This window comes from Streptomyces sp. NPDC101165 (assembly GCF_044768135.1).
GTDB lineage: Bacteria > Actinomycetota > Actinomycetes > Streptomycetales > Streptomycetaceae > Streptomyces.
On the sequence record NZ_JBIWPG010000016.1, the window covers coordinates 36102 to 63014 of the forward strand.

Here is a 26913-nt window from a genome sequence, read left to right on the forward strand (position 1 = left end):
GCGGTACCGAACACAGTGGCTGGCAAGGTCAAGAGGAGAGACTTCCGGTCGGCGCGGCGGGGGGTGGCGGCGGCGTCGATCCTCGCACGGGCGGCCCGAGGTAGCGCAACCCCCCTGTTACCGATGGGTAGTCATGTCCCTTTTCCGGCCCGCCGTCACGCGGTGTCCGGTATGGGCAGCGGGCGCTTCTCGATCGCCGCCGCCATCACCTCCGGGAACAGGTCGGGCGTGCAGGCGAAGGCGGGTGCGCCGAGCGCCCCGAGCGCGGCCGCGTGCTCACGGTCGTAGGCGGGGGCCCCCTCGTCCGACAGCGCGAGCAGGGCGACGAACTGCACCCCGGACGCCTTCATCGCCGCGACCCGCTTGAGCATCTCGTTGCGGATGCCGCCCTCGTAGAGGTCGCTGATCAGCACGACCACCGTCTCGGCGGGCCGGGTGATCTGCGACTGGCAGTAGGCGAGCGCCCGGTTGATGTCCGTGCCGCCGCCGAGCTGGGTACCGAAGAGTACGTCGACCGGGTCGTCCAGCTGGTCGGTGAGATCCACGACCGCCGTGTCGAACACGACCAGCCGGGTGTCGATCGACCGCATGGAGGCGAGCACCGCCCCGAACACGGACGCGTAGACCACGGACGCCGCCATCGAGCCCGACTGGTCGATGCAGAGGATGACCTCCTTCTTCACCGACTGCGCGGCCCGCCCGTACCCGATGAGCCGCTCCGGCACGATCGTGCGGTACTCGGGCAGGTAGTGCTTGAGGTTGGCCGCGATGGTGCGGTTCCAGTCGATGTCGTGGTGGCGCGGCCGGCTGATGCGCGCGCTGCGGTCCAGGGCGCCGGTGAGGGTGGCCCGGGTGCGGGTGGCGAGGCGCTTCTCCAGGTCCTCGACCACCTTGCGCACGACCGCCCGCGCCGTCTCCTTCGTCGTCTCCGGCATCGCCTTGTTGAGCGAGAGCAGCGTGCCGACCAGGTGCACGTCGGCCTCCACCGCCTCCAGCATCTCCGGCTCCAGCAGCAACGCGGCCAGCCCGAGCCGGTCGATGGCGTCGCGCTGCATGACCTGGACGACGGAGGACGGGAAGTAGGTGCGGATGTCCCCGAGCCAGCGCGCCACGGACGGCGCCGAGGCCCCGAGCCCCGCCGAACGGTCCCGCCCGGTCTGCGGCTTGTCCCCCTTGCCGTACAGCGCGGTGAGCGTGCCGTCCATCGCCGCGTCCCGGCCGGACAGGGCGCATCCGGTGCCGTCGGCCCGGTCGCCGCCGAGCACCAGCCGCCAGCGCCGCAGCCGCTCACGCGCGGGGTCGGCGTACTCGGCCGGCGTCCCGGCCGCCAACGGTTCGGTCGTCATGTGCCCACCCCCGCAAGGCTGTTGTCGTGAGTTGCCACGTGCTCCCGCTCCGTGTCCAGGCCGAGCAGCAGTCGTACCACCGGCAGCACGGCGTCCGCGCGCTCGGTGTCCGGTTCGGCGGCGAAGCCGGGCGGTCCGGCCGCCGGGGCCGTCGGGCCGGCCGTCCCTCCGGGCCCGCGCCGCACCAGTTCGCCGAGGGTTCTGCGCACTCCGGGCTCGTACGCCGAGAACGTGCGCCGCAGCAGCGGCAGTACGTCCGTGAACGCCTCCGCCGGAACCCCGGTCAGCCAGGTGTCGACCAGGCCGAGCAGCCGCTCGTCGTGCACCAGCAGCATGCCGCCCCCGCCGCCGACGAAGCCCTCGATCCAGGCGGCCGCGTCGGCGGGCGGTGTCCCCGGCGAGAGCACCAGGCCCATCAGCCGGGCCGCCTCCTCGGGCTCCAGCTCGCCGTCGTCCAGCAGCAGCCGGACGGCCCGCCCCCGTACGACACCGGGCACGGTGTCCCGCAGGGCCAGGGCGCGCAGCACGGAGCGCCAGCGGCCGCGCAGGTCCCCCCGGCTGTCCGGGGTGCCGGTCAGGGTCTCCGCCAGGAGTCCCACGGCGCCGTGCACGGCGTCGACATGACCGCGCATCTCCTCCGCCGCGTCCGTGTCCAGGGCGGTGCAGGCCGGCGGGAGGCCGACGAAGACCCGCTCGGCGAGGCCCGCCGCGACACCGGCCAGCGCACCGGTGTCGGTGCCGCGCACATCGCCGTAGCGCAGCGAGCGGACCAGGGCGGGCAGCGCCTGGGCGAGATGGCCGACGTCCGAGTCGAGGGCCGCCCGGTCGGCGAGCACCCGCATCACCACCGGCAGCGCGTCCGGCAGCCCGGCCGGCAGGCAGTGCTCGGCGAGCGCGGTGACCTCCGCGAGGACTCCCGCGGTGGTCGCCTCCGCCTCCACCCTGGCCGTGGCCGCGGCGAGCACGGTCGTCCCCCACACGCCCGCCTCGGCGACCCGCACCGACAGCTCCGGCTCCCAGCGCAGCCGCCAGGTCTCCCGGAAGGTGCCCGTGCTCCCCCGCGACTCGGCCGGCTCGCCCCAGCCGACGCCGAGCAGCCGCAGGCGGTGCAGCAGCCTGCTGCGGCCGGCGTCGGTCTCCTTGCGCAGGTCCAGCTCCAGCTCGCGCTCCAGCGCCTCCGGCTTGAGCCGCAGCCGGCGCTGCTCCCGGGTCAGGTCGCGCTGCAACGGCACCGCGGGCGCCGCCTCCGGCACCTCCCCCAGCACGTCCCCGACCACCAGCCGGTCGTGCACCAGCGCCAGCGGCACGTCCGAGCCGTCGCACATCACCGCGCGCACGGCGTCGGTGGTCTCGCTCAGACCGGGCAGCGGACGGCCGCGCATGGCCGCGAGGGTCCCGGCGAGCCGCACCGCCTCGATGACGTGCGCGGAGGAGACGATCCGGTCCTCCTCCCGCAGCAGCCCGGCCACCTTGGTCAGCCACCGCTCGACCGGCCGGTCCGGTGCCCGGAACAGATGCCCGTACCAGCCCGGCGAGTCGATCCCGGCGCCGTACCCGCTCGACCGGGCCAGCCTGCGGTGCGTCCATGGCACCCAGGTCAGGTCGGCCTTGACCTTGGGCAGCCCCTTCAGCAGCGCCCGGTCCGCGGTGACGGCGGTCTTCTCCCGCAGTGCGGGCACGTGCCACGCCCCGCACACCACGGCCACCGCCTCCCCGAACTCCTTGCGCGCGGCCCGCATTTGGAGCCTCATATGAGCCTCCCGCACCAGGTCGCGGGGCCGCCCGCCAACGCCGTAGCGCTCGCGCAGCGCCGTCATGGCCTCCTCCAGCGCGGCGAACGGCGCAAAGGGGTCCGACCGCCCCGGGCCCCGGTGCTCGACGACGTCCTCCCACCAGCGCTCGGGATCGTCGTACCCGGCGGTCTCGGCGAGCACGGCGAGGGGGTCGACGCGCAGGTCCCGCACCGCGCCCGGGTCGCCCTCGGTGCCCGCGTCGTCCTCGCCGCCCCTGTCGTCCCCGTGGCCCTTGTCGTCCTCGTCGGACGGCGCCTCCGGCTCGGCCTCCCACGCCAGCGTGTGGGTGGCGGGCAGGTCGATGAAGCGGGCCGGGACACCCTGTTCGAGGGCCCAGCGGATCGCCACCCACTCGGGGCTGAACTCGGCCAGCGGCCAGAACGCCGAGCGGCCGGGCTCGTCCACGGCGTGGCCGAGCAGGGCGACCGGCGGCCGCATGTCCGGGTCGGCGGCGAGCGGGATCAGCGCGTCGGCCTCGGGCGGCCCCTCGATCAGTACGACACCGGGCCGGGCGGCCTCCAGGGCGGCCCGCACCGCACGCGCGGAGCCGGGCCCGTGGTGCCGCACGCCGAGCAGCAGCGGCCCGGAGGCACGGGCCCTGCCCCAGGTGGAGTCGTCGCTCACACGCTCACCTCCCGGCAGGCCCGGTAGAAGTCCTTCCAGCCGTCGCGCTCGCGGACGACCGTCTCCAGGTACTCCTGCCAGATGACGCGGTCGGCCGCCGGGTCGCGGACGACGGCCCCGAGGATGCCGGCGGCGACGTCGCCCGGGCGCAGCACGCCGTCACCGAAGTGGGCGGCCAGCGCGAGGCCGTTGGTGACGACGGAGATCGCCTCGGCGGTGGACAGCGTGCCGCTCGGCGACTTCAGCTTCGTCCGGCCGTCGGCGGTCGTCCCGTCGCGCAGCTCGCGGAAGACCGTCACGACCCGGTGGATCTCCTCGATGCCGTCGGGCACGGCCGGCAGGTCGAGAGAGCGGCCGATCTGCTCGACGCGGCGCGTGACGATGTCGACCTCGGCGTCGGCGCTCTCCGGCAGCGGCAGCACCACGGTGTTGAAGCGGCGGCGCAGCGCACTGGAGAGGTCGTTGACGCCGCGGTCGCGGTCGTTGGCGGTGGCGATGAGGTTGAAGCCGCGGACCGCCTGCACCTCCTGGCCCAGCTCCGGGATCGGCAGGGTCTTCTCGGACAGGATCGTGATCAGCGTGTCCTGCACGTCGGCCGGGATGCGGGTCAGCTCCTCCACACGGGCCGTCATGCCCTCGGCCATGGCCCGCATGACGGGGCTGGGCACCAGGGCGTCGCGGCTCGGGCCGTGCGCGAGCAGCTGCGCGTAGTTCCAGCCGTAGCGGATCGCCTCCTCCGGCGTGCCCGCCGTGCCCTGCACCAGCAGGGTCGAGTCGCCGCTGACCGCGGCCGCCAGGTGCTCCGACACCCAGGTCTTGGCCGTGCCGGGCACGCCGAGCAGCAGCAGCGCGCGGTCGGTGGCGAGGGTGGTGACGGCGACCTCGACGAGACGGCGCGGGCCCACGTACTTCGGTGTGATCACGGTGCCGTCCGGCAGGGTGCCGCCGAGCAGATAGGTCGCCACCGCCCACGGCGACAGTTTCCAGCGCTCCGGACGCGGGCGGTCGTCCTGGGCGGCCAGCGCCGCGAGTTCGGCGGCGAAGGCGTGCTCGGCATGCGGTCGCAACGCCTGCGGACCCTTGCTCCCGCTCGCTTCGACGGACGTCGGTTCCACGGACACAGTCATGGCTGAGGCCCCCTCCAGCTCGGCCGGTTCGGATCTGGTATCCACCGTGCACCACGCCACTGACAATCGCTCCGACCTGCGCAAACGTGCTCGCAGGGCCGATTGTCAGTGGCGGGATCTACCGTCGGTGGCATGACTGAGCAGGGGGTGCGCTGGACCGCGGAGCAGGTGCTGGCACTGGCGCCTGACGCCGCGTCACGCAAGGCGGGAAGCAAGCTGGGCACGGCCGGACCCTGGTCCGAGTCGGGCAGCGGAGAGGGGACGGTGTGGGGGCTGTGCAAGGGCAGTGGCAGCAGGCCGTACCAGACGGTGGTGGACCTCGCGGACGCCGCCGGGCCCGCGTACAAGTGCAGTTGCCCGAGCCGGAAGTTCCCGTGCAAGCACGCGCTCGGGCTGCTTCTGCTGTGGGCGGAGGGGGACGGCGCGGTGCCGGCGGTGACCGAGCCGCCGGAGTGGGCCGAGCAGTGGCTCTCGGGCAGACGCAAGCGCGCGGAGAGCAAACGGACGGAGAGCGGCGGGAGTTCCGCGCCCGGGTCCGCTGATCCGGAGGCGGCTCGGCGCCGGGCGGAGCGCCGGGCCGAGCGGGTCACCGCGGGCGCGACGGAGCTGGAGCAGCGCCTCGCGGACCTGCTGCGCGGCGGCCTGGCCTCGGCCGAACAGGCGGGATACGGGATGTGGGACGAGACGGCGGCCCGCATGGTCGACGCACAGGCCCCCGGACTGGCGTCCCGGGTCCGGGAGTTGGGGGCGGTACCCGCCTCCGGTCCGGGCTGGCCGGCGCGCCTGCTGGAGGAGTGCGCTCTGCTGCATCTCCTCGACCAGGGCTGGCTGCGCCGCGACCGGCTGCCGGACGCCCTCGCGGACACGGTCCGCTCCCGGCTCGGCCTGCCCGCTGCGGCGGACGGCCCGCCGGTGCGCGACCGCTGGCTGGTCCTCGCCCAGTACGACACGGTCGACCCGAAACTGACGACGCGCCGGATCTGGCTGCACGGAGCCGAGTCGGGCCACACCCGGCTGCTCCTCTCCTACGGCGCGGCCGGCCGGGCACCGGAACTCTCACTGCCGGTCGGTCTGGCGCTGGAGGCCGACCTGTCCGTGTTCCCCGGCGCCGGACAGCTGCGGGCGGCCCTGGGCGAGCAGCACGCCCCGCCCGCACCCGTCGCCCTGCGCCCGCCGGGCGTGAGCACGGCCCGGGCGGCGGCCCGCTACGGCGACGCCCTGCGCGAGGACCCCTGGCTGGAGTCGGTCCCGGTCACGCTGGACCGCGTCATACCGACGCCGGACACCGAACCGGGCTCCTGGCAACTGGCCGACGCCGAAGCGGACTCGGCGCTCCCGCTCACCCCGTCCGCCCGCTCCCGCCCGGGCCTGTGGCGCCTGGTCGCCCTCTCCGGCGGCGCCCCCGTGAAGGTCTTCGGCGAGTGCGGCCATCGCGGCTTCACCCCGCTGACGGCCTGGCCCGAGGGCCCGGGCGCCCCGGTGACGCTGTGCTGACCGGCCCGGCCACCGAGGGACACGAAGAGAAGGGAACGTGATGCACGGAACCTCGACCGCGACGGCCGGCCAGGCCCTGACGCCACCCTCCTGGGAGGACCTCGTCACCACCGCCCTCCTCGGCACCGACCGGCGCCCCTCTGCGCCGGCCGTGCCCGGGCGGGAGGCGCCCGTGGCCCTGCTGGACGCCGCCGCCGTGGCCACCCTGCGCCGACGCGCGGGGCTGCGGCCCGGACCGGCCGCGCAGCGGCAGGAACCCGCTCCCGAGGACCGGCGTCCGGCGCTGCCCGCCGCCGCCGCGCGCAGGCTCGCCCTGCTGCTGGCCGACCGCTCCGGCGGCGCAGGCGGTGGCAGACGGGGCAGCGCACCGGATCTCATGGAGCTGCTCCCGCAGTGGCTCGCGGCGGCCAACGCCCATGGGTACGCGGCACCCCCGCAGGTGCTGCCCGCACTGCTGGACGCCGCCCGGGGCCGTACGGACCTGCGGCCGGCGGCGCTGCCGTTCGCGGGGCCGCGGGCCCTGTGGCTGGCCCGGCTGAACCCGGACTGGCGGTTCGCCCTGCGCTCGGCACCGGGCGGCGGAGCGACGCTGCCCGACCCCGAGGACGACGAGGCGGTGCAACGGCTGTGGCAGGAGGGCCTGTTCGCCGAGCGCGTCGCCCTGCTGTCCGCGCTGCGCGCCCGCACGCCCGGCCCCGCCCGGGAGCTGCTGACCGCGACCTGGGCGACGGAGCGGGCCGAGGACCGGCTGATGTTCCTCGACGCGTTGCGCACGGGCCTGTCCGCCGAGGACGAGCCCTTCTTCGAGCAGGCCCTGGGGGATCGCAGCCGCAACGTCCGGGCCACGGCGGCGGAGCTGCTGTCCGCACTGCCGGGCTCGGCGCTCGCCGCACGGATGGCGGTGCGGGCCATCGCCTGCGTGGCCGTCGATCACATGGGGCACAAGCCCACGATCGTCGTGGAGGCACCCCCCGAATGCGACCCGGACATGGAGCGGGACGGCGTGGCGGCCAAACCCCCGACAGGCCGAGGCGAACGGTCTTGGTGGCTGGGTCAGTTGGTGGAGGCGGCACCGCTCGGCGCCTGGCCGGGCCGGCTGGGCGGACGTACCCCGGAGCAGATCGTGGCGCTGCCGGTGGCCGACGGCTGGCGGGGCGAACTGCACGCGGCCTGGTGCCGGGCGGCGGTGCGGCAGCAGGACGCCGCGTGGTCGAGGGTGCTGCTCGGGGTGCCGTCGGCGCCGGAGGCCGGCGGGCCGGGGGCGGTGTCCCTGGCGGAGCGGGCGAAGCTGCTGGCCACGCTGGGGGACGGGGAGCGGGCCGAGTGGGTGGCGGGATTCATCGCGACCCACGGCCTGTCCGAGGCGTTCCAGCTGCTCGGGGTGTGCGACGTCCCCTGGGGCGCCCCGCTCGGCCGGGCCGTGGTGGACGCCCTCGACATCGCCCGGGACGCGGGCAGTTACCCCTGGAGCTTCAGCGGGGTGATGGGGCTGGCCGAGCGCTGCCTGGACCCGGCCGAGGCCACCCGTCTGGACGGCCTGCTGGCGATACCCGACGAGCGCGAGGACGCCTCGCCCGGCGCCGGGGGCTACTGGGCGGAGGCGTTCCAGCGGCTCATGGCGACGCTGAGGTTGCGAGCGGCAATGGCCGAGGAACTGGCGCCGGTCGGCATCAACAGCCCGTCCGGCGCTTGAGGACGAGGCCGTTCAGGCCGAAGCCGGGGTCTGGGGGCGGCAGCCCCCAGTGGCCGCAACGACAGCTCGGCGCAACGTCGACCAAACCGCCGGAGGCACTGGCTCAGCCCCCGGACGCGGCCGGCTGACGCGCGTTCTCCCGGACCCACTCCACGATCGCCGTGGTGGTCGCGCCGGGCGTGAAGATCGCCGCGACCCCCTTCTCCTTCAGCGGCGGGATGTCCTCCTCCGGGATGATGCCGCCGCCGAAGACGAGGATGTCCGCGGCGTCGCGCTCCTTGAGGAGGTCGATGACGGCGGCGAAGAGGGTGTTGTGGGCGCCCGAGAGGATGGACAGGCCGATCGCGTCGGCGTCCTCCTGGATGGCGGTGCCGACGATCTGTTCCGGCGTCTGGTGAAGCCCGGTGTAGATGACCTCCATACCGGCGTCGCGCAGCGCCCGCGCGATGACCTTGGCCCCACGATCGTGGCCGTCGAGCCCCGGCTTGGCGACCACCACGCGGATCGGACCGGCTGCCACACCCATCACTGCCTCCATCAAGCGACCACGGAAGCGGCCGCTTCCGTCCGTACCGACAAGTACCGCATATCTGGCACGTTCCGCCACCCGTCGGGAAGTGAACGAACGTTATCTCCAGCATCCCGCAACCGGCGGTTTTACGGTGCGCAGCGAGGGGGAAATCACACGGTGGGACATGAGGGCGCACGGGGGATCGAGCCGTCTCTCCGTGTGCCGACAGGAGGTCGGCCCATGAAGGTCACCGGGGTACTGCCACTCTTCCTCCCGCTCTACCGGCGCCTGTGGCCCGGCAGACTGGTCGAGCTGTCCATGACCCTCCTCAAGGCGACCGCGCTCGAGGCCGCGATCCTGGCCGGCCACCTGCTGCTGTATCCGACCGGCCTCACCCAGGAGCGCCGCTCCCCCGCGCTCCCCTGCGAGGACGGCGCCACACGGCTGCCCGACCGGCCCGGAGCGCCGGTCGTGCTGCTGCACGGCTTCATCGACAACCGCTCGGTCTTCGTCCTGCTGCGCCGCAACCTCGTCCGGAACGGCAGGCAGCGCGTCGAATCGCTCAACTACTCCCCGCTGACCTGCGACATTCGCACCGCCGCCGAACTGCTGGGGCGGCACGTCGAGGAGATCTGCGAGCGCACCGGAAACGCCCAGGTCGACATCGTGGGGCACAGCCTCGGCGGGCTGATCGCCCGTTATTACGTACAGTGCCTGGGCGGTGACCTGCGGGTGCGCACCCTGGTCACCCTGGGCACCCCGCACTCCGGCACCCGTGCCGTGCCGCTGGCCAGCGCCCATCCGATCGTGCGCCAGATGCGGCCCGGCTCGGAGGTGATCGAGGAGCTGACCCGGCCCGCACCGGGCTGCCGGACGCGGTTCGTCAGCTTCTGGAGCGACCTCGACTCCGTGATGGACCCGCTGGAGACGGCCTGCATCGACCACCCCGACCTGGACGTCCTGAACGTCCGGGTGACCGGGATCGGGCATCTCGCGCTGCCGGTGCACCCCGCGGTGGCGGCCGGGATACGGGACGCGCTCGACAACACCCTCCCCGAGGAACCGCTCAGCGACGGCCTGACGGTGGCCTGAGGGCGGCGGCCGGACGGGCGGTCGGGGCGCGGCATGGGCGCGGCACAGCCGGTCCACAGGTGACGTACGGTCACCTGACATCGAACACTCTTCGAACACAAGGCCAAACTCGTGCCCGCCGTCCGCCAAAACACGGCTGATTGCCCGTTTCCGGCCCACGCGAAACCGGCCGAAGATTGTCGCGCCCTCGTACCGCCGGGTACAGTCGCCGCACTGCTCTGGCAGCCCCTGTTGTCGAGGCGAAAGAGAAGTTGGTGAACGACCGTCACCCGTCGGGGACCATGACCACCCCGGCCCCGGCTTCCGACGCCTCCGCCGCGCACTACGCGCAGTACGGGGCACAGGGAACCCAGTACGACGACCTCACCACGTACGGCGGCTACGACGCCACAGGTTTCGCGAGCGGCACCACCGGCACCGGATCCTTCGCCACCGATCCGCTCTTCGGCGGCCTCCCGGGCAACGAGCAGCACACCGGCGCGTACGACACCACGCAGTGGCAGACCGGCACCGGCCAGACCCTGAACTACGACCCGTACGCGGCCCAGCACCACGCGGCCTACGACTCGGGCGTGTACGACAACACCGCCTGGTCGGTCCCCGCGCAGCCCACCGGTAACGACATCAGCGGCCAGTGGGACGCGAACGCCTGGCTCCAGCCCGACCAGTCCGCCGCCGCCGGCCCCACCCAGCAGTGGGAGTGGGGCGCCCAGTCGTTCGAGACGGGCGCGTACGACGCCACCCAGTGGAACTCCGACGGCGCGGCCGCGCCGCACGAGCAGTTTGCCGAACCGTTCGACCACCAGGCCACGGCCACGTTCGAGCAGGTCGGCGAACCGTTCGACCAGCAGGCCACAGCCACGTTCGAGCATGTCGGCGAGTTCACCGAAATGCCGTCCGAGGGCGGCGCGTTGGGCGACACGGGCGAGCTGCCCGCCGTACCGACGCTGCTCGACGACCAGGAAGAGGACACCCCGGCCCCGGCGCCCCGCGCGGGCTCCCGCAGCGCGGCGCGTTCCCGGCGCCGTACGCCTCCCAAGCGCTCCGCGCTGCTGACCGTCGCCGTGCCCTCGGTCTGCGTGATGGGGGTCGCCGGGATCGCCGCCGCCTCCGTCGGCAGCCTGACCGACGGCGGCAAGGACACCACCGCCACCGCCTCGGACGCGCACGCAGTGAAGCCGTCCGTCGCCAACAGCAAGCTGGACTCCCAGCTGCGGAAGCTCTCCGCCGGCGCCGACGACTTCGCCGACCGGGCCAGCCGGACGCAGGAGCGCATCGACCTGAAGGCGCAGCAGGAACTGCAGCAGAAGAAGGCGGCCGCGGAGGCCGCGCTCAAGGAGCGGCTGCGTCCCAAGTTCGCGCTGCCGGTCACTCAGCGCGGGCTCAGCGCCTACTTCGGCCAGGCCGGTGTGAACTGGATGTCCGTGCACACCGGCATCGACTTCCCGGTCTCGTACGGCACCACGGTGATGTCCGCCGTGGACGGCGTCGTCTCCACGAAGTGGAACAGCGCCTACGGCAACATGATGATCGTGACGGCGAAGGACGGCACGGAGACCTGGTACTGCCACCTCTCCAGCTACCGCGTCTCCTCCGGCACGTCCGTCAAGGCCGGCGAACCGATCGCCTACTCCGGCAACTCGGGCAACTCCACCGGGCCGCACCTGCACTTCGAGGTACGTCCGGCGGGCGGGGCGGCCATAGACCCCCTGCCGTGGCTGCGCAGCCACGACCTGGACCCGACCTGAGCCTCCGACGAACCGAGCCCCGCCGATCCGGCGGGGCTCACTCGTCTCCCTACAGCTTCTCCACCGGCGCGTACCGCAGCAGCAGCCGCTTCGGTTTCCCGTCCCCGAAGTCGATCGTCGCCTGGGCCTTGTCCTCCACGCCCGCCACCGCGACGACCGTGCCGAGCCCGAACTGGTCGTGGGTGACCCGGTCACCGACGGCCAGGGACACCACCGGCTTCTCGGAGGCCCGCCGGGTGGCGAACCCGGACGCACCCGCCGCCGACGAGCGGGAGCGGGACGAGGACAGCGAGGCCGCGATCCCGGAGGCCGGCCCGGAGGACACCGGGGCGGTGGCTCCCGTCCGCTTCCACTCCAGATGGGCGGCCGGGATCTCCTCCAGGAAGCGGGAGGGCGGGTTGTACGACGGCTGGCCCCAGGCGCTGCGCAACGTGGACCGGGTGAGGTAGAGCCGCTCCCGCGCGCGCGTGATGCCGACGTACGCCAGCCGCCGCTCCTCCTCCAGCTCCTTGGTCTGGCCGAGGGCGCGCATGTGCGGGAAGACGCCGTCCTCCATGCCGGTCAGGAAGACGACCGGGAACTCCAGGCCCTTGGCGGTGTGCAGGGTCATCAGGGTGATGACGCCGGAGCCTTCCTCGTCCTCGTCGGGGATCTGGTCGGAGTCGGCGACCAGCGCGACCTGCTCCAGGAAGTCGGACAGCGCCACCGACTCGCCCTCGCCGCGGCCCTGCTCGAACTCCAGGGCCACGGCCGCGAGTTCCTGGAGGTTCTCGATGCGGGTCTCGTCCTGCGGGTCGGTCGAGGCCTGCAACTCGGCCAGGTAGCCGGTGCGTTCGAGCACCGCCTCCAGGACGGTCGCCGGTCCCGCGCCGGACTCCACGATCGTGCGCAGGTCCTCCATCAGCGTGTTGAACCGCTTGACCGCGTTGGTGGACCGCGCGGCCATGCCGTACGCCTCGTCCACGCGCTTCAGGGCCTGCGGGAAGCTGATCTTCTCGCGCTGGGAGAGGGCGTCGATCATCGCCTCGGCGCGCTCGCCGATGCCCCGCTTGGGGACGTTGAGAATGCGGCGCAGCGGCACCGAGTCCTCGGGGTTGGCGAGGACGCGCAGGTAGGCCAGGACGTCCCGGACCTCCTTGCGCTCGTAGAAGCGGACGCCGCCGACGACCTTGTAGGGCAGGCCGACACGGATGAAGACCTCTTCGAAGACACGGGACTGGGCGTTGGTGCGGTAGAAGACCGCGACGTCCCCGGACTTCGCCTCGCCCGCGTCCGTGAGGCGGTCTATCTCGTCGGCGACGAACTGGGCCTCGTCGTGCTCGGTGTCGGCGACGTAGCCGGTGATCCGGGCGCCCTGGCCGGCGTTGGTCCACAGGTTCTTCGGGCGGCGGGACTCGTTGCGCTCGATGACCGCGTTGGCGGCGGACAGGATGGTCTGCGTGGAGCGGTAGTTCTGCTCCAGCAGGATCGTCGTCGCGTTCGGGTAGTCCTCCTCGAACTGGAGGATGTTGCGGATGGTCGCGCCCCGGAAGGCGTAGATCGACTGGTCCGCGTCGCCCACGACGCAGAGTTCGGCGGGCGGCAGGTCGTACTCGTTCGGCGGCGCGTCGATGCCCTCGGGGGCATGCTCGCCGGTGCCGACCAGCTCGCGCACCAGCGCGTACTGGGCGTGGTTGGTGTCCTGGTACTCGTCGACCAGGACGTGCCGGAAGCGGCGGCGGTAGTGCTCGGCGACGTCCGGGAAGGCGCGCAGCAGGTTGACCGTCGTCATGATCAGGTCGTCGAAGTCGAGCGCGTTGGCCTCGCGCAGCCGCGACTGGTAGAGCGCGTAGGCCTGGGCGAGGGTCTTCTCGAAGCCGTCGGCGGCCTGGGCGGCGAAGTCCTCCTCGTCGATCAGCTCGTTCTTGAGGTTGCTGATCTTGGCGCTGAAGGACTTGGGCGGGAAGCGCTTGGGGTCGAGGTCCAGATCGCGGCAGACCAGGGCCATCAGGCGCTTGCTGTCGGCGGCGTCGTAGATGGAGAAGCTCGACGTGAAGCCGAGCTTCTTCGACTCGCGCCGGAGGATGCGTACGCACGCGCTGTGGAAGGTCATCACCCACATCGCGTTCGCGCGCGGGCCGACGAGCTGCTCGACGCGCTCCTTCATCTCGCCCGCGGCCTTGTTGGTGAAGGTGATCGCGAGGATCTGGCCCGGGTGCACGTTCCGCTCGGCGAGCAGGTGGGCGATGCGGTGGGTGAGCACACGGGTCTTGCCGGAGCCGGCGCCGGCGACGATGAGCAGCGGGGAGCCGGCGTGGACGACCGCCGCGCGCTGGTTCTCGTTCAGCCCCTCCAGAAGTGCGGCCGCGTCGAGCGCGGGGCGGGGGGCGCCGTCGCGGTAGTACGTGTCCCGGTCCGGCGGCACATCGAACTTCCCGCCGAACAGATCGTCCGGAAGCGGCTCCGGAGCGTGATCGTCCTCGGGCGGCGGCGGGGGCTCCTCCTCGCGCCCGCGAGGGGCCTGGAGGTCCGCCAGGAAGCTGTCGTCAAAGAGGCTGCTCATCGCTCTCCGAGTCTAGGGCGCCGCACCGACAACCGGCCGCCGTCCCGGAAACATGGCCGGTTCGGGAAGAACGGACTTTCGCGCCCAGGACGGCCGAACAGCCCCTCACACAGCGGAATCACCCCGTGACACGGGAGCGATCCCACACTCAGGTCACGAAAATGTATCGGACATATCGTGCACCAACCTTCACACGAGACACACCAGTTGGCTAGGTTGCGGGGCGGGCCGCACGCCCCCTTCCGGCGAACGTCGCCGATCCGCGCGGCCTCCGCCGAGTCCGGCGCACCCCCGTACGGTGCCCGGAGCCGGGGACCCACCGAGACCTTGGGGTGAATCGGCACACGTCCCGTCCCGGGACGAGAGCCGTAGGGCAAACCTTCCGACCACACGCCCGAACCCGACAGCTAACCCGGTAGGCGGCACATGGAAGGAGTCGCCTCCCTTGGCGTCGCACCGCAAGCCGCGCCCAGCGGGCACACTCGGAGCAGGTTTCCGCACCCCAGTCCTCGCCACCGCCGCCCTCACCTCCGTGGCCGTGCTGTCCCAGACGGCCGACGCCGCTCCCGCAGCCGATGGAAAGCCGAGCCTGGAGGAGGTCGAGAAGAAGGTCGACGACCTCTACCGCCAGGCGGGGTCGGCGACCGAGAAGTACGACGCCGCCAAGGAGCAGACCGGCAAGCAGCGCACCCACATCGACAGCCTGCGCGACGAGGTGGCCCGGCGGACCGCCCGGATGAACAAGGCCCGCGAGGAGCTGGGCACGTTCGCCGCCGCCCAGTACCGGACCGGGTCCGCCACGCCCGACACCGCCACCTTCCTGCTCGCGGACAGTCCCCAGGACTACTTCGACGAGAGCCAGCTGATGAACCGGCTGACCTCGCGGCAGAAGAGCGCCGTCGACGCCTACGTCACCGAGCAGGCCGCGACCATGAAGAAGCGGCAGGAGGCTGCCAAGAGCCTCCAGACGCTGTCCGAGTCGCAGAACGAACTGCAGACGGCCAAGGCCACCGTCCAGAAGAAGCTCGCCTCCGCGCGCAAGCTGCTGTCCCAGCTGACGGCCGAGGAGAAGGCCCGGCTGGCGGCGATCGAACGGCAGAAGCAGGAGGAGGCGGCGCGCAAGGCCGCGGAGCTGGCCAAGCAGCAGGCGGCAGCGGCCAAGGCCAGGGAACAGGCGGCAGCGGCCAAGGAGCAGGCGAGCGGTTCGTCCACGTCGAGCGGCTCGTCCAGCTCCGGCGGTTCGTCCAGCTCCGGCGGTTCGTCGACGTCCTCCGGGACGTACGCCACCAAGGCCGAGAAGGCGATCGCCTTCGCCCGCGCCCAGATCGGGAAGCCCTACGTGTGGGGCGCCACCGGACCCGGCTCGTACGACTGCTCGGGCCTCACCCAGGCCGCCTGGAGGGCCGCCGGCGTCTCGCTGCCGCGGACCACCTACGCGCAGGTCGACGTGGGCACCACGGTCTCCCTCGCCGATGCGCAGCCCGGCGACCTGATCTTCTTCTACGGCGACATCAGCCACGTCGGCATCTACATAGGCAACGGCATGATGATCCACGCGCCCAAGCCGGGCGCGTACGTCCGCGAGGAGTCGATCTACTACGGCGGTGAATCGATCATCCACAGCGTGGTCCGACCCGCCTGACCGTCCCCTTCGTCCAGCCCGACCGTCCCCTTTTCGAGGTTTCGAGCGCCACGCGCGCGCGTGGCCTCCGAGCCCCGCCCGCGCGGCTGCCTAGCATCGGGCCCATGCCCGGCATCTCAGCTCTGCGTACGTGGTGGGCGGGGCGTCCGCCGGCGGCGGGTGCCGCCGTCATGGCGACCGGCATCGTCTCGGTGGGCCTGCATCTGACGGGCGCCGAGACGGTGTCCCGGGTCTTCCTGTGGCTGGCCTGCGTCGCCTGGGTGGCACTGGCCGCCGACTTCCTCGTACGGCTGGTGGCCCAGCGGGAGCGCTGGCTGGCCGAGGCGCACAGCCCGGGCGCGCTCACCGCCGTCGCCGCCACGGCCGTGCTCGGCACCGAGTTCTCGGCGCTGGGCCGGCAAACCCTGGCCGAGGCGGCGCTGGCACTGGCCATGGTGCTCTGGCCGGTGCTGCTGTACCTGGTCGTACAGCACTGGGAGCGGCACATGACCGGAGCGGTGTTCCTGTGCTGTGTGGCCACACAGGGGCTTGCGGTGCTGGCGGCCACGCTGGCCGCGGCCGAGACGACGGCATGGCTCGCGCACGCCGCGCTGGTGCTGTTCTGGCTGGGCCTGGTGCTCTACGGCCTCGCCCTGCTGCGCTTCGATCCGCGGCAGGTCCTCGAGGGGGCCGGGGACCACTGGATCGCGGGCGGGGCGCTCGCCATCTCGGGGCTGGCCGGGGCGAAGCTGCTCTCCGCCGACAGCCGGCGGCTGTACCTGTGGAACGACGACGACCGGGGCGTGCTGCGGAACGTGACGGTGACGCTGCTCGTCCTGGACCTGTCCTGCTACGTGGTCCTGCTGGCCGCCGAGGTGGCCCGGCCGCGCCTGCGCTACGACATGCGGCGCTGGGCGACGGTGTTCCCCATGGGGATGACCGGGGCGGCCACGCTGTCGGTGGCGGCCGCCGTGGGCATCGGGTGGCTGAAGGGGCCGGGGCGGGTGCTGGTGTGGGTGGCGGTGGCCGCGTGGGTCACGGTCGCGGCCGGCGCGGCCCTCGCGGCCCGCGCCGGGATCAGCGGACGGCGCTGAGCGTCACGTCCACAGCACGGCGATGAAGATGTTCGCCGTGGTCAGCAGGCCGACCAGCCCGAAGAGGCTCTTGTCCACCTTCTCCTCGTCGCGCTTCACGTACACCAGCCCGAGGATCACGATCAGCAGGGCCAGCTTCACGCCGATCTTGATGGTGTTGAGGTGGTGGCCCTCGGCCTGGTTGAGGCCGACCAGGGCCACACCCGTGACCAGCATGGTGAACGCGCCGTGCAGCATTCCGGGGACGAAGCGGGCCGTGCCCTGGCCCATCGCCTTCATCTGGGTGAGGAAACCGCCGAGCAGCGCGGCGATGCCGATGATGTGCAGGCCGACGAAGAGATGGATGAGTACGTCCATGAGTCCGGAGCCTAATCAGGGGCCCTGCAGCCCTCTGTCACCGGGCCCGCCGGGAGCATCAGTGGACCTTGCATATATGCGCCCCATAGCAGCACATGACTCCCGCGCGTCCCGCATTCCGCGCATCGGTCACCACGCTGCGTGAAGGCGACGACTCCAGACCAGAAATCTGGTCACATGCGGTCACATTTTGATCGCTCAAGGTCAGTTACGCACTCCGCGTTACCAACCCGTCACACCCGGGTTTAGCGTCCTCCCCCAGGTGACCGGCTCCCCACCGCCGCCCGGGCCAGGGGCGGCAGTCGGGCACCACCGCCGAGAAAGGTCCGGCGGCGGCCCGCTCCCCCTGTGCGGGCCGTCGCCGGACGCACCGCTCGTTCGGTCGCAGGAGTCCTACGGAAGGACGTGACGGTCCAGGTGGCAGCGCACCGCAAGCCCCGACAGCGCTCGCTCGGCGGGAACACGGCCCGCACGGCCGTCACCCTCGCTCTGGCGGGCGCGGCCACCGCGACGGCCTTCGACGGAACCGGCCAGGCCGAGCCGCAGCTGACACCGACGCAGGTGAAGGCCAAGGTGGACAAGCTGTACCAGGAGGCGGAGACCGCCACCGAGAAGTACAACGGCGCGAAGGAGAAGGCGGACACGGCACAGCGGCGGCTGAACTCGCTGCGGGACGAGACCGCCCGGAAGCAGGACAAGCTCAACGCGGCCCGGGACGCGCTGGGTTCGTACGCGGCGGCACAGTACCGCCAGGGCGGGATCGACCCCTCCTGGCAGCTCGCCCTGTCCAGCGACCCCGACCGGTACCTGGACGGGGCCGCGTTCGCGGAGCGGGCCGGCGACCGGCAGGCCGGGGCGGTGGCGCGGGTGCGCGAACAGCTGCGGGAGATCGAGCAGTTGCGCGGCGCCGCCCGGATCGAGCTGAACGCGCTGCGGTCACGGCAGGCGGAGCTGAAGCGGCAGAAGAAGACCGTCACCGGGAAACTGGCCAAGGCGCGCGACCTGCTGGCCCGGCTCACTCCGGCGCAGCGGGCCCAGGTCACCGGCGACGGCACCGCGGCGGGACACGCCTCGCGCTCGGCCCCGGACGCCCGCCCGGACCTGGACCCGCCGGACTCCCCCGCCGCCCCCGGCTCGCGCGCGGCGGCAGCCGTCGCCTACGCCTACCAGAAGCTCGGCAGCCCCTATGTGTGGGGCGCGACCGGCCCGGACGCCTTCGACTGCTCGGGCCTGGTCCAGGCCGCCTACCGCTCCGCCGGCGTCTCCTTGCCCCGCACCACATACGCCCAGATCAACGCGGGCCGGCGGGTCTCCCGCTCGGAACTCCAGCCCGGCGATCTGGTGTTCTTCTACTCCGGCATCAGCCATGTGGGCCTCTACATCGGCAACGGCCAGATGATCCACGCCCCGAACCCCTCGGCACCGGTCCGGGTGGCCCCCATCGACCAGATGCCGTTCGCGGGGGCCACCCGGGTGGCGTGAGTGCGGCTGCCCGGCAGGGTCAGACCAGACGGCGGGCCGTGGCCCAGCGGGTCAGCTCGTGACGGTTGGACAGCTGGAGCTTGCGCAGGACCGCCGAGACATGGGACTCGACCGTCTTCACCGAGATGAACAGCTGCTTGGCGATCTCCTTGTAGGCGTAGCCCCGGGCGATCAGGCGCAGCACCTCCCGCTCGCGCTGGGTGAGGCGGTCCAGGTCCTCGTCGACCGGCGGGGCGTCGGTGGAGGCGAAGGCGTCCAGGACGAATCCGGCCAGCCGCGGGGAGAAGACGGCGTCGCCCTCCTGGACCCGGAAGATCGAGTCGACCAGGTCGGTGCCGGTGATGGTCTTGGTGACATAGCCGCGGGCGCCGCCGCGGATCACACCGATCACGTCCTCCGCCGCGTCCGACACGGACAGCGCGAGGAAGCGCACCGGCTGCTCGGCGTCCGCCATCAACCCGGCGCACCGGCGCAGCACTTCGACCCCGCCGCCGCCCGGCAGGTGGACGTCGAGGAGGACCACCTCGGGCCGGGTCGCGGTGATGACCGTGACCGCCTGGTCGACGTCCGCGGCCTCCCCGACCACCTCCACGCCGGTCTCGGCGGTCTGCCCGATCTCGGCCTGCACCCCGGTGCGGAACATGCGGTGGTCGTCGACGAGCACCACGCGCACGTGCCGCTTCCCGGCGGGGCCGGACCCGGCCGGCTCCGCCGCTCCCGCCGTACCGTTCGACTCGGTCGCGTCGCTCATGACGTCTTCTCCGCCCTCTCCATCTCCAGCTCGACCTCCGTGCCGCCGCCCGGCACCGCCCGGAGCCGGGCCGTGCCGCCGTTGCGCTCCATGCGGCCGATGATCGATTCTCTAACGCCCATGCGGTCGGCGGGTATCGAGTCGAGGTCGAAGCCCGGACCGCGGTCACGGACGGACACGAAGACCGTCCTCCCCTCGACTTCGGCATAGACCTGCACGGCACCGCCGTCGCCACCGTACTTGGCGGCGTTGACCATGGCCTCGCGCGCTGCCTGCATCTGTGCGGCGGTCCTCTCGTCCAGCGGGCAGTCGCCGACCACGACCACCTCGATGGGCACACCGTGCTTGTCCTCGACCTCGGCCGCGTTGCGCCGCACCGCCTCGGCGACCGTGTCCGGCTCGTCGGCCTCGTCCTTGCCGGTGCCCTCCGGCTTGTACAGCCAGGTGCGCAGGTCCCGCTCCTGCGCGCGGGCGAGGCGCCGGACCTCGCCCGCGTTGTCGGCGTTGCGCTGGATCAGGGTGAGGGTGTGCAGCACGGAGTCGTGGACGTGGGCTGCGACCTCGGCTCGCTCCTGGGCGCGGATGCGCATCAGGCGTTCCTCGGAGAGGTCCTGGGTCATGCGGACCAGGTAGGGGCCGGCGAGCAGCGTGATGCCGACGAGGACCACGAGTGCCGCCTGGAGGACCGCGCCGAGGTGGGCGGCCGAGCCCTGCATGACGAAGATCGCGGAGACGCCGGCGGTGACCAGCAGGACGCCGGCGCCCGCGCGCAACAGCGTGAGGGTGCGGCGTCGGCTGCCGACCTCGACCCAGCGGGCGCGGCGGGCGTTGTCCGCCTGACGCCAGACGAGGGCGACACCGGCCGCGACCAGGACGGCGGGCAGCAGATACGCCTTGGCGGCACTGGTCAGGTTGATGCTGCCCACGAAGACCATGGACACGATGACCATGAGGAGCAGGGCGACGATCTGGCCCTTGTCCGGCTTGCGGGCCAGCAGTCGGCGGCGGCCCTCCGGCGAGGCCGCGGTGCCCGCCGGCGGCTGCGGCTTCTGGTCGCCGACGCCGCCGACGCCGAGCGGCACGAAGAACCAGAACGCGGCGTACAGCAGCGCTCCGAGTCCGTTCGCCATGAACAGGCCGACGAAGGCGAGCCGGACCCAGATCACGGGCAGCCCGAGATGCCCGGCGAGGCCCCGCGCCACTCCGCCGAGCCAGCGTCCGTCGCTGCTGCGGTAGAGCTTGCGCGGCGGCCGCGGGTCGTCGAGGGGCAGGGCTGCGGCTTCCGGCATGCCATCGATGGTCACATGGCCGCGGGCGCGGAGCATCAGGGTCGACCCCCTAGACTCCCCTGATCTTCGAGCCGGGCGTTCGCATCGGCTCGCCGGCCGGGTGACGAACGCCGCCCCGCCGCTTTTCAGGGCCGATCTCAGGGTTCGCCCAGGGTCATCCCGACTGCCGTCGCGGCGGACGGGCCGTCACCATGGACGCATGACGGATCACGAGCACGCCGCGACGGGTCCGGGACCCGGCCCCGGCCCGCGCCCGGCCCCGGGCACCGGACCGACGGATGCCGCGCCCGCCGCGACGGGAGGGACGGGAACAGCAGGAGCGAGGGAAGGAACGGAAGCGACGCGGGATCACGACACCGCCGGGGAGCCGGAGACCATCGACAGCGATCTCCGGTTCCGGCGCGACCGCCGGCACAAGATGATCGCCGGGGTGTGTGCCGGGCTCGGCAGGCAGACGGACATGGACCCGGTGATCTTCCGGATCACCCTGGCCGTGCTGTCCGCGACCGGCGGCATCGGCCTCATCTTCTACGGCTTCGCCTGGCTGCTGGTGCCGTACGACGGGGACGAGGAGAACGAGGTCCGCAGGCTGCTGACGGGCCGGGTCGACGGACAGGCGCTGGCCGCCGTGCTGTTCGCCCTGGTCGGCTGCGGGATCTTCCTGACCATGCTGAAGAACGGCGGGGTGCTGACCTTCGCCGTGGTGCTCTCCCTGCTGCTGGCCGGCGCCGGCTACTGGTCGCGGCGGCGCGGTGCCGCCGACCCCGATCCGCTCGCCGCGCAGGCCGCCGCCGACGCCCCGCCGGAGGCTCAGGCGCCGCCGGTCGTCACCACCTACCCGTCCTGGTGGCGGGACCCGATCGTCAAGGACGGCACCCATGTCGGCGGCACCGGCTACCTCTGGGGCCCCGGGGACGCCCGCGACCTGACCTCGTCCGTGGACGTCGGCATCGCCACGCCCTGGCCCCACAGCGGCTCGACACCGCCGCGCACCGCACCCCCGAGACCACGTGGCCCGCGCTGGATCGGCGGCTGGATATTCCTGCTCGCCCTGCTGGCCGGAGGCGTGGGCACCGGGCTGACCTGGGACACGCACCCGCTGGGCACCAGCCTGCAGGCCGGCCTTGCCTGCGCGCTCGTGGTCTTCGGTCTGGGCATCACGCTCAGCGCCTTCCTGGGGCGGACCGGGGCCGGGTCGGTGTTCCTGGCGATCGTCACGGCGGCACTGCTCGCGGGGGCCACTGCTCTGCCCAAGGACATCACGACCCACTGGAGGCAGACGTCCTGGAAGCCGACCGCGACGGCGGACGTGCGGTCCGCGTACAGCCTCGGCACCGGTGTTGGCACGCTGGACCTGACCCGGGTGCACCCGGCGAAGGGGCAGACGGTGGCCACGGACGCCGAGGTGGGAGCGGGGCAGCTGAAGGTGATCGTGCCGGCGGACGCGGCCGTGCGGATGAGTATCGACGTGGGGGTGGGCGACATCCGGTTGCCCGGCGAGAACGGGAAGGACGTGGACGTGCAGCCCGGTAGGCACAGGACCGTGACGCTGTCGCCGGTCAGGGGCAGCAAGGCCGCCGGGACACTGCGGCTCGATCTGCGGGTGGGCGTCGGAGAGCTGGAGGTCAGCCGTGCTGCGTCATGAGTTCCAGCCCGGGAAGCTGGTCGCCGGTCTCTCCTTCACCGCCGCCGGCGCCGTCTACGCCGGTGACGCGGCCGGCCTGTGGAGCACCCCCCCGTTCATGGCCGTCCCGCTGGTGGCGGGCGGCCTCGTCCTGGCCGGTGTCACGGCGGCGGTGACCCGGGGCATACGCAGACGGCGCGGCACGGAGAACGGCTGGGGGGCCTAGCGGTAGCCGCCCGTCCGTTGCCGTCGGCGGGAGCGCCAGGCCGCGTCCAGGGAGAGGTAGGGCGCTCCGGCGAGGACGAGGGGCAGCCAGGCCATCAGGTAGGCGAGGTCGTTGCCGTAGTAGTAGGGGGTCGTGGCCCAGCTCACGGTCAGCCACAGGCTGAGCGAGATCAGCGCGCCACCGAGGGCGGCCAGCCGGCCGAGCAGGCCGATCAGGGTGCCGATGCCGACGGCCAGCTCGCCGAGGGCGATGGCGTAGCCGAAGCCGACCGGGTTCTTCAGGGCCATGTCGATCAGGGCGGGGACGGCCGCGGAGTCGCGTGCGGCGCGCATCGTGTCACCGATCGAGCCGGCACCGCCGGACTTCATGAACGCGCTGTCGGTGAGCTTGTTCAGGCCGGCGTAGATGAAGGTGACCCCGAGGAAGATCCGGAGCGGAAGGAGGGCGTAGCGGGTCGCCGTGTCCCGCCAGTCGCCGCGGTTCAGGTAGGACGTCTCTGTATCCGTCCGCATGCCGTGAGTCATCGCCGATAGCCACCTCTCACCCGCCGTGCCGACCCCTCACTCGACGATACGTACGACAAACGGGAACGGTTCAATCCTCTCCCGGACGTTTTTCCTGATTTCGGGTCCTCGTACAGGGGACGGGTGCACGAGTCGCGGGCCCCGGCTGCCACTGCGGGTCGGTCGGTGTCACCGGCAGGATGCCCTCGCTCGCCGCTCCCCTGCCCTTACTCCGTCACGTGGACCATGCACCGGTTGGTCGCCACCCCGGCCGCCGTGACCACCTGTACCTCCACCGAGCCGGGCTCCACCTCGGCCGGGACCGGGACGGTCAGGACGGTGTCCGTGGGGTTGCGGAAGCCGCCGGCGACGGGGACCAGGGGCACCCGGACGTCCACCGCACCGATGCGCACGACCATGCGGGAGAGACGGTCGGCGCTGTGGGCGCCGGGTGGGACGAAGCCGGTGCCGCGGATCTCGATGTCGTCGCCGGTGCGGATCGGTCCGTCCAGGTCACCGGGCTCACGGGCGCGGACCACGGAGAGGATCACCGGACGGCCGCCCTCCGCGTACTTGCCGGCCAGGTAGGTCGCGGCCGAGATCAGCACGACGACGGCGAGGCCCCAGGGCAGGTCCGGCAGCTGGTCGGGGCGGCGGGCCAGCCGTACCGCGGCGAAGGCGAGGGCGACGGCGCTGATGACGGCGTACTGGATGTCGGCGAAGGCGCCCCGGCCGGAGTCGTCGGTCAGCAGGTCGGCGGCGCGCGGTCGGTGGGCCGGCACCTTCTGCAGCCGCAGACCGAGGATGCGCAGGCCGACCACCCGGCGGACCAGCACGGCGATGCCGCACACCACGGCGAGGACGGTCACCACGCCCGCCCCGCGCGCGAGATCGAGACCGGAGAGCAGCGCGTCGCGTTCGCCGTGGTCGGAGGCGGCGGCCAGGCGGACCGCCAGCAGCAGCACCGCGTAGGCGACGAACAGCACCCAGCAGGCGGCCACCGTACGGGAGGTGGACATCCGGTTGTCCTCGCCGATGACGGGGGCCAGGACTCCGCCGCGTGCCCGGTGGAACCAGGAGGCGGCGGTCAGGGCCGCCGCGACGACGAGCGCGGCGAGCAGTGCGGCCGTACGGGCGCCGGTCCAGTCCGCACCGACCGCGGTGAGCGACTCGGCGAGCAGCAGGGCGACGACCGCGCCCCACACCGCGCACACCGTGCGCAGCCACAGCCGGGCGAGCCAGGCCTCGCCCTCCGCCCGGCCCCGTTCGGCGACGGCCTCCGCCTGCTCGGTCAGCTCCGCGGAGACCCACTGGCGGGAGGCGGACGCCGAGTGCGCCACGCCCGCCGGCAGGCCCTGCCCGGCCGCGAACTCGTCACGGGCGCGCAGGAACGCGGCGACGGCCCGCCGATGCCCCTCGCGGGCCCCGTGCGGACAGTCCCCGCAGGCGCAGCCGCCTCCGTGCGCCCCCTCGGCACCCGTTGCCGCGCCGTGTCTCGCCTCCTGCACCGCCACGCCCGACGCCCGCCTTCCCCTCGCCCCGAGACACGGCCGACGTCCCCCTCTGCGAGCCGTCCCACCGCCGTGCAACTCCCCTGTGTCGAGAGCGAATTGTGCCCTACGCAGGGCCGTTCCGACCCCTCTGTCCAAGTCCCTGAGAGTGAAGTTCGGGCCACCATGTTGACCCGGCTGCGAGAATCTCCCCATGGCCGAGATCCTCCAGCGGGACGGCACCTGGGCGTTCGACGGCAGCACGATCCGGATCACCCCCGGGCTCCACCGTTCCGTACCGCTGTTCCGGCAGACGTACGGGGAGATCGCCGTGCCGCTGGAAGCGGTGTCCGGCGTCGGCTACGAACCCCAGCGGGGGCGCGGCCGGCTGCGGATGCGGCTGCGCGAGGGCGCCGACCCGCTGCTGCAGGCCACCGGCGGGCGGCTCCCGGAGGCGGCCGACCCCTACCGGCTGACCGTTGACGCGGACCGCGGCGGGGTCGCCGAGTTCGTCGCCGAGGAGATCCGGCACGCGCTGCTGCTCGACCAGGTCCCCAAGGAGCCCACGGCGGCCTACCTCCTGCCGGGGCCACCGGTGCCGGTCTCGGTGCGCTCCTCCGACGGCACTGTCTCCTTCGACGGCGCGCAGGTGCGCATCGACTGGGCCGACACCTCCGACCGGGTCAAGCGCGCGACCGGCCCGCGGATCATCGGCCTCGGCGACCTGGTCCAGGCCGAGTGGCTGCCCAACTCCGGCTACGAGGACGGCTTCCTCAGGTTCGTGACCCGGGAGACGGCGTTCTCCAAGCTGCCGCCCGAGCGGGACCCCTACACCCTCGACCTGTGGGGCAGCGTCCGGCGCGACCTGCTGACCGCGCTGGTCGCGGCGGCCGTCACCGCCCGGCTGCCGCATCCCTCCACCCGCACCGGCGGCGCGTTCACGGAGCGGGTCCGGCCCCCGGCCACCGTGCCGGCGCAGGCCGACCACCACGACGTACTGCTGCGCCGGCTGCGGGAGCTGGGCGAGCTGCACCGCGACGGGGTGCTCACGGACGAGGAGTTCGCGCAGACGAAGGCCACCGTCCTGCGGGGCTTCTAGCTGAGCAGATCCGGTTCGCTGCGGCTGATGTCCTGCCACAGCGGCTGGTAGTTGATCCAGCCCACCAGGTCGCCGCCGAGCTGTTCGCGGGTGGCCACGGCCTGCTTGTGGTCGATCAGGACGGGCCGGCCGGCCGCCTTCGCCATCAGCTGGACCTGGCAGGACCGCTCCAGCGACATGAACCACCAGGCCGCGGCGTCCACCGAGTCCCCGACGGTCAGCAGCCCGTGGTTGCGCAGCACGAGCGCCTTGTGGGAGCCGAGGGCCGTCGCGATACGGCGGCCTTCGGCGGCGTCGACGGTGACGCCGGTGTAGGTGTCGTAGAGCGCCACGTCCTCGTAGAAGGCGCAGCTCTCCTGGGTGATCGGGTCGATCAGGTCACCGAGCGCGGCGACGGCCCGGCCGTGCACGGAGTGGCAGTGGGCGACGGCGACGACGTCGGGGCGGGCGGCATGGACCTGGGCGTGCACGGTGAACGCGGCCTGGTTGACGTGGTAGCGGCCCTCGACGACCTGTCCGTCCTGGTTGGCGAGGACGAGGTCGCTGACGGTGACGTGCTTGAACGGCATCCCGAACGGGTTGACCCAGAAGCAGTCGCTGAACTCGGGGTCGCGCGCGGTGATGTGGCCCGACACCCCGTCCTCGAATCCGGCGCGCCCGAAGATCCGCAGGGCGCCCGCGAGCCGCTCCTTGCGGTGCCGGCGCTCGTCCTCGACCGAGTCGTGCATCGGGGGCATGGCGAACTGCAGCTGGTCGGTGGGCAGCGGCAGGGGCGGGGTCGGCCCGTGCATAGGTCCTCCAGCGTGGGGAGTGCTGTACGCGCCGGAAGTTACCGCCGGTCAGCGCAAAAGGGCAGTGCTGTTTTGTAAAGATGACGTACGCAGCGAATACACGACAGAGGATGTCCGGTTTGCCGGTGAGACTGGCACGTATGAACTGGGCAGCCTTCACCACCGCAGCACCCGAACTGGCAGCACTCGCCGAGGAGCGCTTCGGCAGCTACCGGCACCACGTCCTCGCGACCCTGCGCAGGGACGGGTCGCCCCGCACGTCCGGCCTGGAGGTCCGCTTCCTCGGTGGTGAGCTGTGGCTCGGCATGATGCCGCGCTCCCTGAAGGCCCTCGACCTGCTCCGCGACCCGCGCTTCGCGCTCCAGGCGAACCCGGGCGCCGACGTCGGCAGCGGGGACGTGCGGATCGGCGGCCGGGCGTTCGAGGTCGAGGACGGCGCGGCCAAGGCCGCATACGTCGAAGAGGTGGAACCGCCGCAGCCGTTCCACCTCTTCCGCACCGAGCTGACGGAGGTCGTACGGACCTACGTCGAGGACGAGAAGTACCTGGTCACCCAGGTCTGGAAGCCCGGAGAGCCGGTGCGGTCTCTCAAACGGACATGATCCTCAGCGGCGGG

The 26913-nt window shown here is 72.7% G+C and carries 22 protein-coding genes and 1 riboswitch; of the genes, 11 read left to right on the forward strand and 11 right to left on the reverse strand.

Annotated features, from left to right (window positions below; genetic code table 11):
- Window positions 1-155: 155 nt before the first annotated feature.
- The 3 genes from ACIRVH_RS30785 to ACIRVH_RS30795 are packed head-to-tail and all read right to left on the reverse strand — an operon-like array spanning window position 156 to window position 4890.
- A complete protein-coding gene (locus ACIRVH_RS30785; protein WP_403959880.1) occupies window positions 156-1346 on the reverse strand; it encodes a VWA domain-containing protein in 1191 nt (396 codons plus the stop codon).
- Window positions 1343-3763 (reverse strand): DUF5682 family protein, encoded by a 2421-nt coding sequence (locus ACIRVH_RS30790; protein WP_403959882.1) that lies wholly within the window; start codon window positions 3761-3763, stop codon window positions 1343-1345. Before ACIRVH_RS30790 ends, ACIRVH_RS30785 begins: the two co-directional genes overlap by 4 nt.
- Window positions 3760-4890 carry an AAA family ATPase gene (locus ACIRVH_RS30795; protein WP_403959884.1) on the reverse strand — a complete coding sequence of 377 codons (1131 nt, stop codon included), beginning with the start codon at window positions 4888-4890 and terminating at the stop codon, window positions 3760-3762. The genes ACIRVH_RS30790 and ACIRVH_RS30795 overlap by 4 nt, the downstream gene beginning before the upstream one ends.
- A 132-nt stretch (window positions 4891-5022) precedes the next feature.
- Between ACIRVH_RS30795 and ACIRVH_RS30800 the strand changes: the two genes are divergently transcribed.
- Window positions 5023-6384: an SWIM zinc finger domain-containing protein gene (locus ACIRVH_RS30800; protein ID WP_403959886.1), complete on the forward strand. Its 1362-nt coding sequence runs from the start codon at window positions 5023-5025 to the stop codon at window positions 6382-6384.
- Between the two features lie 40 nt (window positions 6385-6424).
- Complete coding sequence (locus tag ACIRVH_RS30805; RefSeq protein ID WP_403959889.1) at window positions 6425-8077, forward strand: DUF5691 domain-containing protein; 1653 nt, start codon at window positions 6425-6427, stop codon at window positions 8075-8077.
- Window positions 8078-8180: 103 nt separating this feature from the next.
- Here the strand turns inward: ACIRVH_RS30805 and ACIRVH_RS30810 are convergent, their stop codons facing one another.
- Window positions 8181-8603: a cobalamin B12-binding domain-containing protein gene (locus tag ACIRVH_RS30810; protein ID WP_403959891.1), complete on the reverse strand. Its 423-nt coding sequence runs from the start codon at window positions 8601-8603 to the stop codon at window positions 8181-8183.
- Between the two features lie 225 nt (window positions 8604-8828).
- Between ACIRVH_RS30810 and ACIRVH_RS30815 the strand changes: the two genes are divergently transcribed.
- Together ACIRVH_RS30815 and ACIRVH_RS30820 are read left to right on the forward strand one after the other, a co-directional pair.
- Entirely contained in the window at window positions 8829-9680 is an 852-nt protein-coding gene (locus ACIRVH_RS30815) for an esterase/lipase family protein (protein ID WP_403959894.1), read from the forward strand.
- Window positions 9681-9934: 254 nt separating this feature from the next.
- Window positions 9935-11428 (forward strand): peptidoglycan DD-metalloendopeptidase family protein, encoded by a 1494-nt coding sequence (locus ACIRVH_RS30820; RefSeq protein ID WP_403959897.1) that lies wholly within the window; start codon window positions 9935-9937, stop codon window positions 11426-11428.
- Window positions 11429-11477: 49 nt separating this feature from the next.
- On the opposite strand, the gene pcrA is transcribed toward ACIRVH_RS30820, so the two are convergent.
- On the reverse strand, window positions 11478-13970 hold the full coding sequence (gene pcrA, locus ACIRVH_RS30825; protein ID WP_403959900.1) for a DNA helicase PcrA: 2493 nt from the start codon (window positions 13968-13970) through the stop codon (window positions 11478-11480).
- Window positions 13971-14232: 262 nt separating this feature from the next.
- A riboswitch (cyclic di-AMP (ydaO/yuaA leader) is annotated at window positions 14233-14407 on the forward strand.
- Window positions 14408-14415: 8 nt separating this feature from the next.
- Between pcrA and ACIRVH_RS30830 the strand changes: the two genes are divergently transcribed.
- Together ACIRVH_RS30830 and ACIRVH_RS30835 are read left to right on the forward strand one after the other, a co-directional pair.
- A complete protein-coding gene (locus tag ACIRVH_RS30830) occupies window positions 14416-15612 on the forward strand; it encodes an NlpC/P60 family protein (protein ID WP_403959902.1) in 1197 nt (398 codons plus the stop codon).
- Window positions 15613-15716: 104 nt separating this feature from the next.
- Window positions 15717-16685 carry a tellurite resistance/C4-dicarboxylate transporter family protein gene (locus tag ACIRVH_RS30835; RefSeq protein WP_403959904.1) on the forward strand — a complete coding sequence of 323 codons (969 nt, stop codon included), beginning with the start codon at window positions 15717-15719 and terminating at the stop codon, window positions 16683-16685.
- Window positions 16686-16688: 3 nt separating this feature from the next.
- Here ACIRVH_RS30835 and ACIRVH_RS30840 read toward each other — a convergent pair whose 3' ends face one another.
- The gene (locus ACIRVH_RS30840; protein WP_403959907.1) at window positions 16689-17042 is read right to left on the reverse strand and encodes a hypothetical protein; all 354 of its coding nucleotides are present in this window, start codon (window positions 17040-17042) and stop codon (window positions 16689-16691) included.
- 417 nt (window positions 17043-17459) lie between these two features.
- On the opposite strand from ACIRVH_RS30840, the gene ACIRVH_RS30845 reads away from it, so the two are divergent.
- Entirely contained in the window at window positions 17460-18524 is a 1065-nt protein-coding gene (locus ACIRVH_RS30845) for an NlpC/P60 family protein (RefSeq protein ID WP_403960267.1), read from the forward strand.
- A gap of 19 nt (window positions 18525-18543) precedes the next feature.
- Here the strand turns inward: ACIRVH_RS30845 and ACIRVH_RS30850 are convergent, their stop codons facing one another.
- The gene (locus ACIRVH_RS30850; RefSeq protein WP_403959910.1) at window positions 18544-19275 is read right to left on the reverse strand and encodes a LuxR C-terminal-related transcriptional regulator; all 732 of its coding nucleotides are present in this window, start codon (window positions 19273-19275) and stop codon (window positions 18544-18546) included.
- Entirely contained in the window at window positions 19272-20564 is a 1293-nt protein-coding gene (locus tag ACIRVH_RS30855) for a PspC domain-containing protein (protein WP_403959912.1), read from the reverse strand. Before ACIRVH_RS30855 ends, ACIRVH_RS30850 begins: the two co-directional genes overlap by 4 nt.
- A 199-nt stretch (window positions 20565-20763) precedes the next feature.
- Between ACIRVH_RS30855 and ACIRVH_RS30860 the strand changes: the two genes are divergently transcribed.
- Window positions 20764-22209, forward strand: coding sequence for a PspC domain-containing protein (locus ACIRVH_RS30860; RefSeq protein WP_403959915.1), 1446 nt, complete (start codon window positions 20764-20766; stop codon window positions 22207-22209).
- On the forward strand, window positions 22196-22414 hold the full coding sequence (locus ACIRVH_RS30865; protein ID WP_403959918.1) for a hypothetical protein: 219 nt from the start codon (window positions 22196-22198) through the stop codon (window positions 22412-22414). The genes ACIRVH_RS30860 and ACIRVH_RS30865 overlap by 14 nt, the downstream gene beginning before the upstream one ends.
- Here the strand turns inward: ACIRVH_RS30865 and ACIRVH_RS30870 are convergent.
- Together ACIRVH_RS30870 and ACIRVH_RS30875 are read right to left on the reverse strand one after the other, a co-directional pair.
- The gene (locus ACIRVH_RS30870) at window positions 22411-22926 is read right to left on the reverse strand and encodes a DoxX family protein (RefSeq protein ID WP_403959920.1); all 516 of its coding nucleotides are present in this window, start codon (window positions 22924-22926) and stop codon (window positions 22411-22413) included. The genes ACIRVH_RS30865 and ACIRVH_RS30870 overlap by 4 nt on opposite strands.
- Window positions 22927-23144: 218 nt before the next feature.
- On the reverse strand, window positions 23145-24431 hold the full coding sequence (locus ACIRVH_RS30875; RefSeq protein ID WP_403959923.1) for a hypothetical protein: 1287 nt from the start codon (window positions 24429-24431) through the stop codon (window positions 23145-23147).
- 190 nt (window positions 24432-24621) lie between these two features.
- Here ACIRVH_RS30875 and ACIRVH_RS30880 point away from each other — a divergent pair, with 190 nt between their 5' ends.
- Complete coding sequence (locus ACIRVH_RS30880; protein ID WP_403959926.1) at window positions 24622-25506, forward strand: DUF4429 domain-containing protein; 885 nt, start codon at window positions 24622-24624, stop codon at window positions 25504-25506.
- Here the strand turns inward: ACIRVH_RS30880 and ACIRVH_RS30885 are convergent.
- The gene (locus ACIRVH_RS30885; RefSeq protein ID WP_403959929.1) at window positions 25503-26297 is read right to left on the reverse strand and encodes a class II aldolase/adducin family protein; all 795 of its coding nucleotides are present in this window, start codon (window positions 26295-26297) and stop codon (window positions 25503-25505) included. The genes ACIRVH_RS30880 and ACIRVH_RS30885 overlap by 4 nt on opposite strands.
- A 140-nt stretch (window positions 26298-26437) precedes the next feature.
- Here ACIRVH_RS30885 and ACIRVH_RS30890 point away from each other — a divergent pair, with 140 nt between their 5' ends.
- The gene (locus ACIRVH_RS30890) at window positions 26438-26899 is read left to right on the forward strand and encodes a pyridoxamine 5'-phosphate oxidase family protein (RefSeq protein ID WP_403959932.1); all 462 of its coding nucleotides are present in this window, start codon (window positions 26438-26440) and stop codon (window positions 26897-26899) included.
- The last annotated feature ends 14 nt before the right edge of the window (window positions 26900-26913 follow it).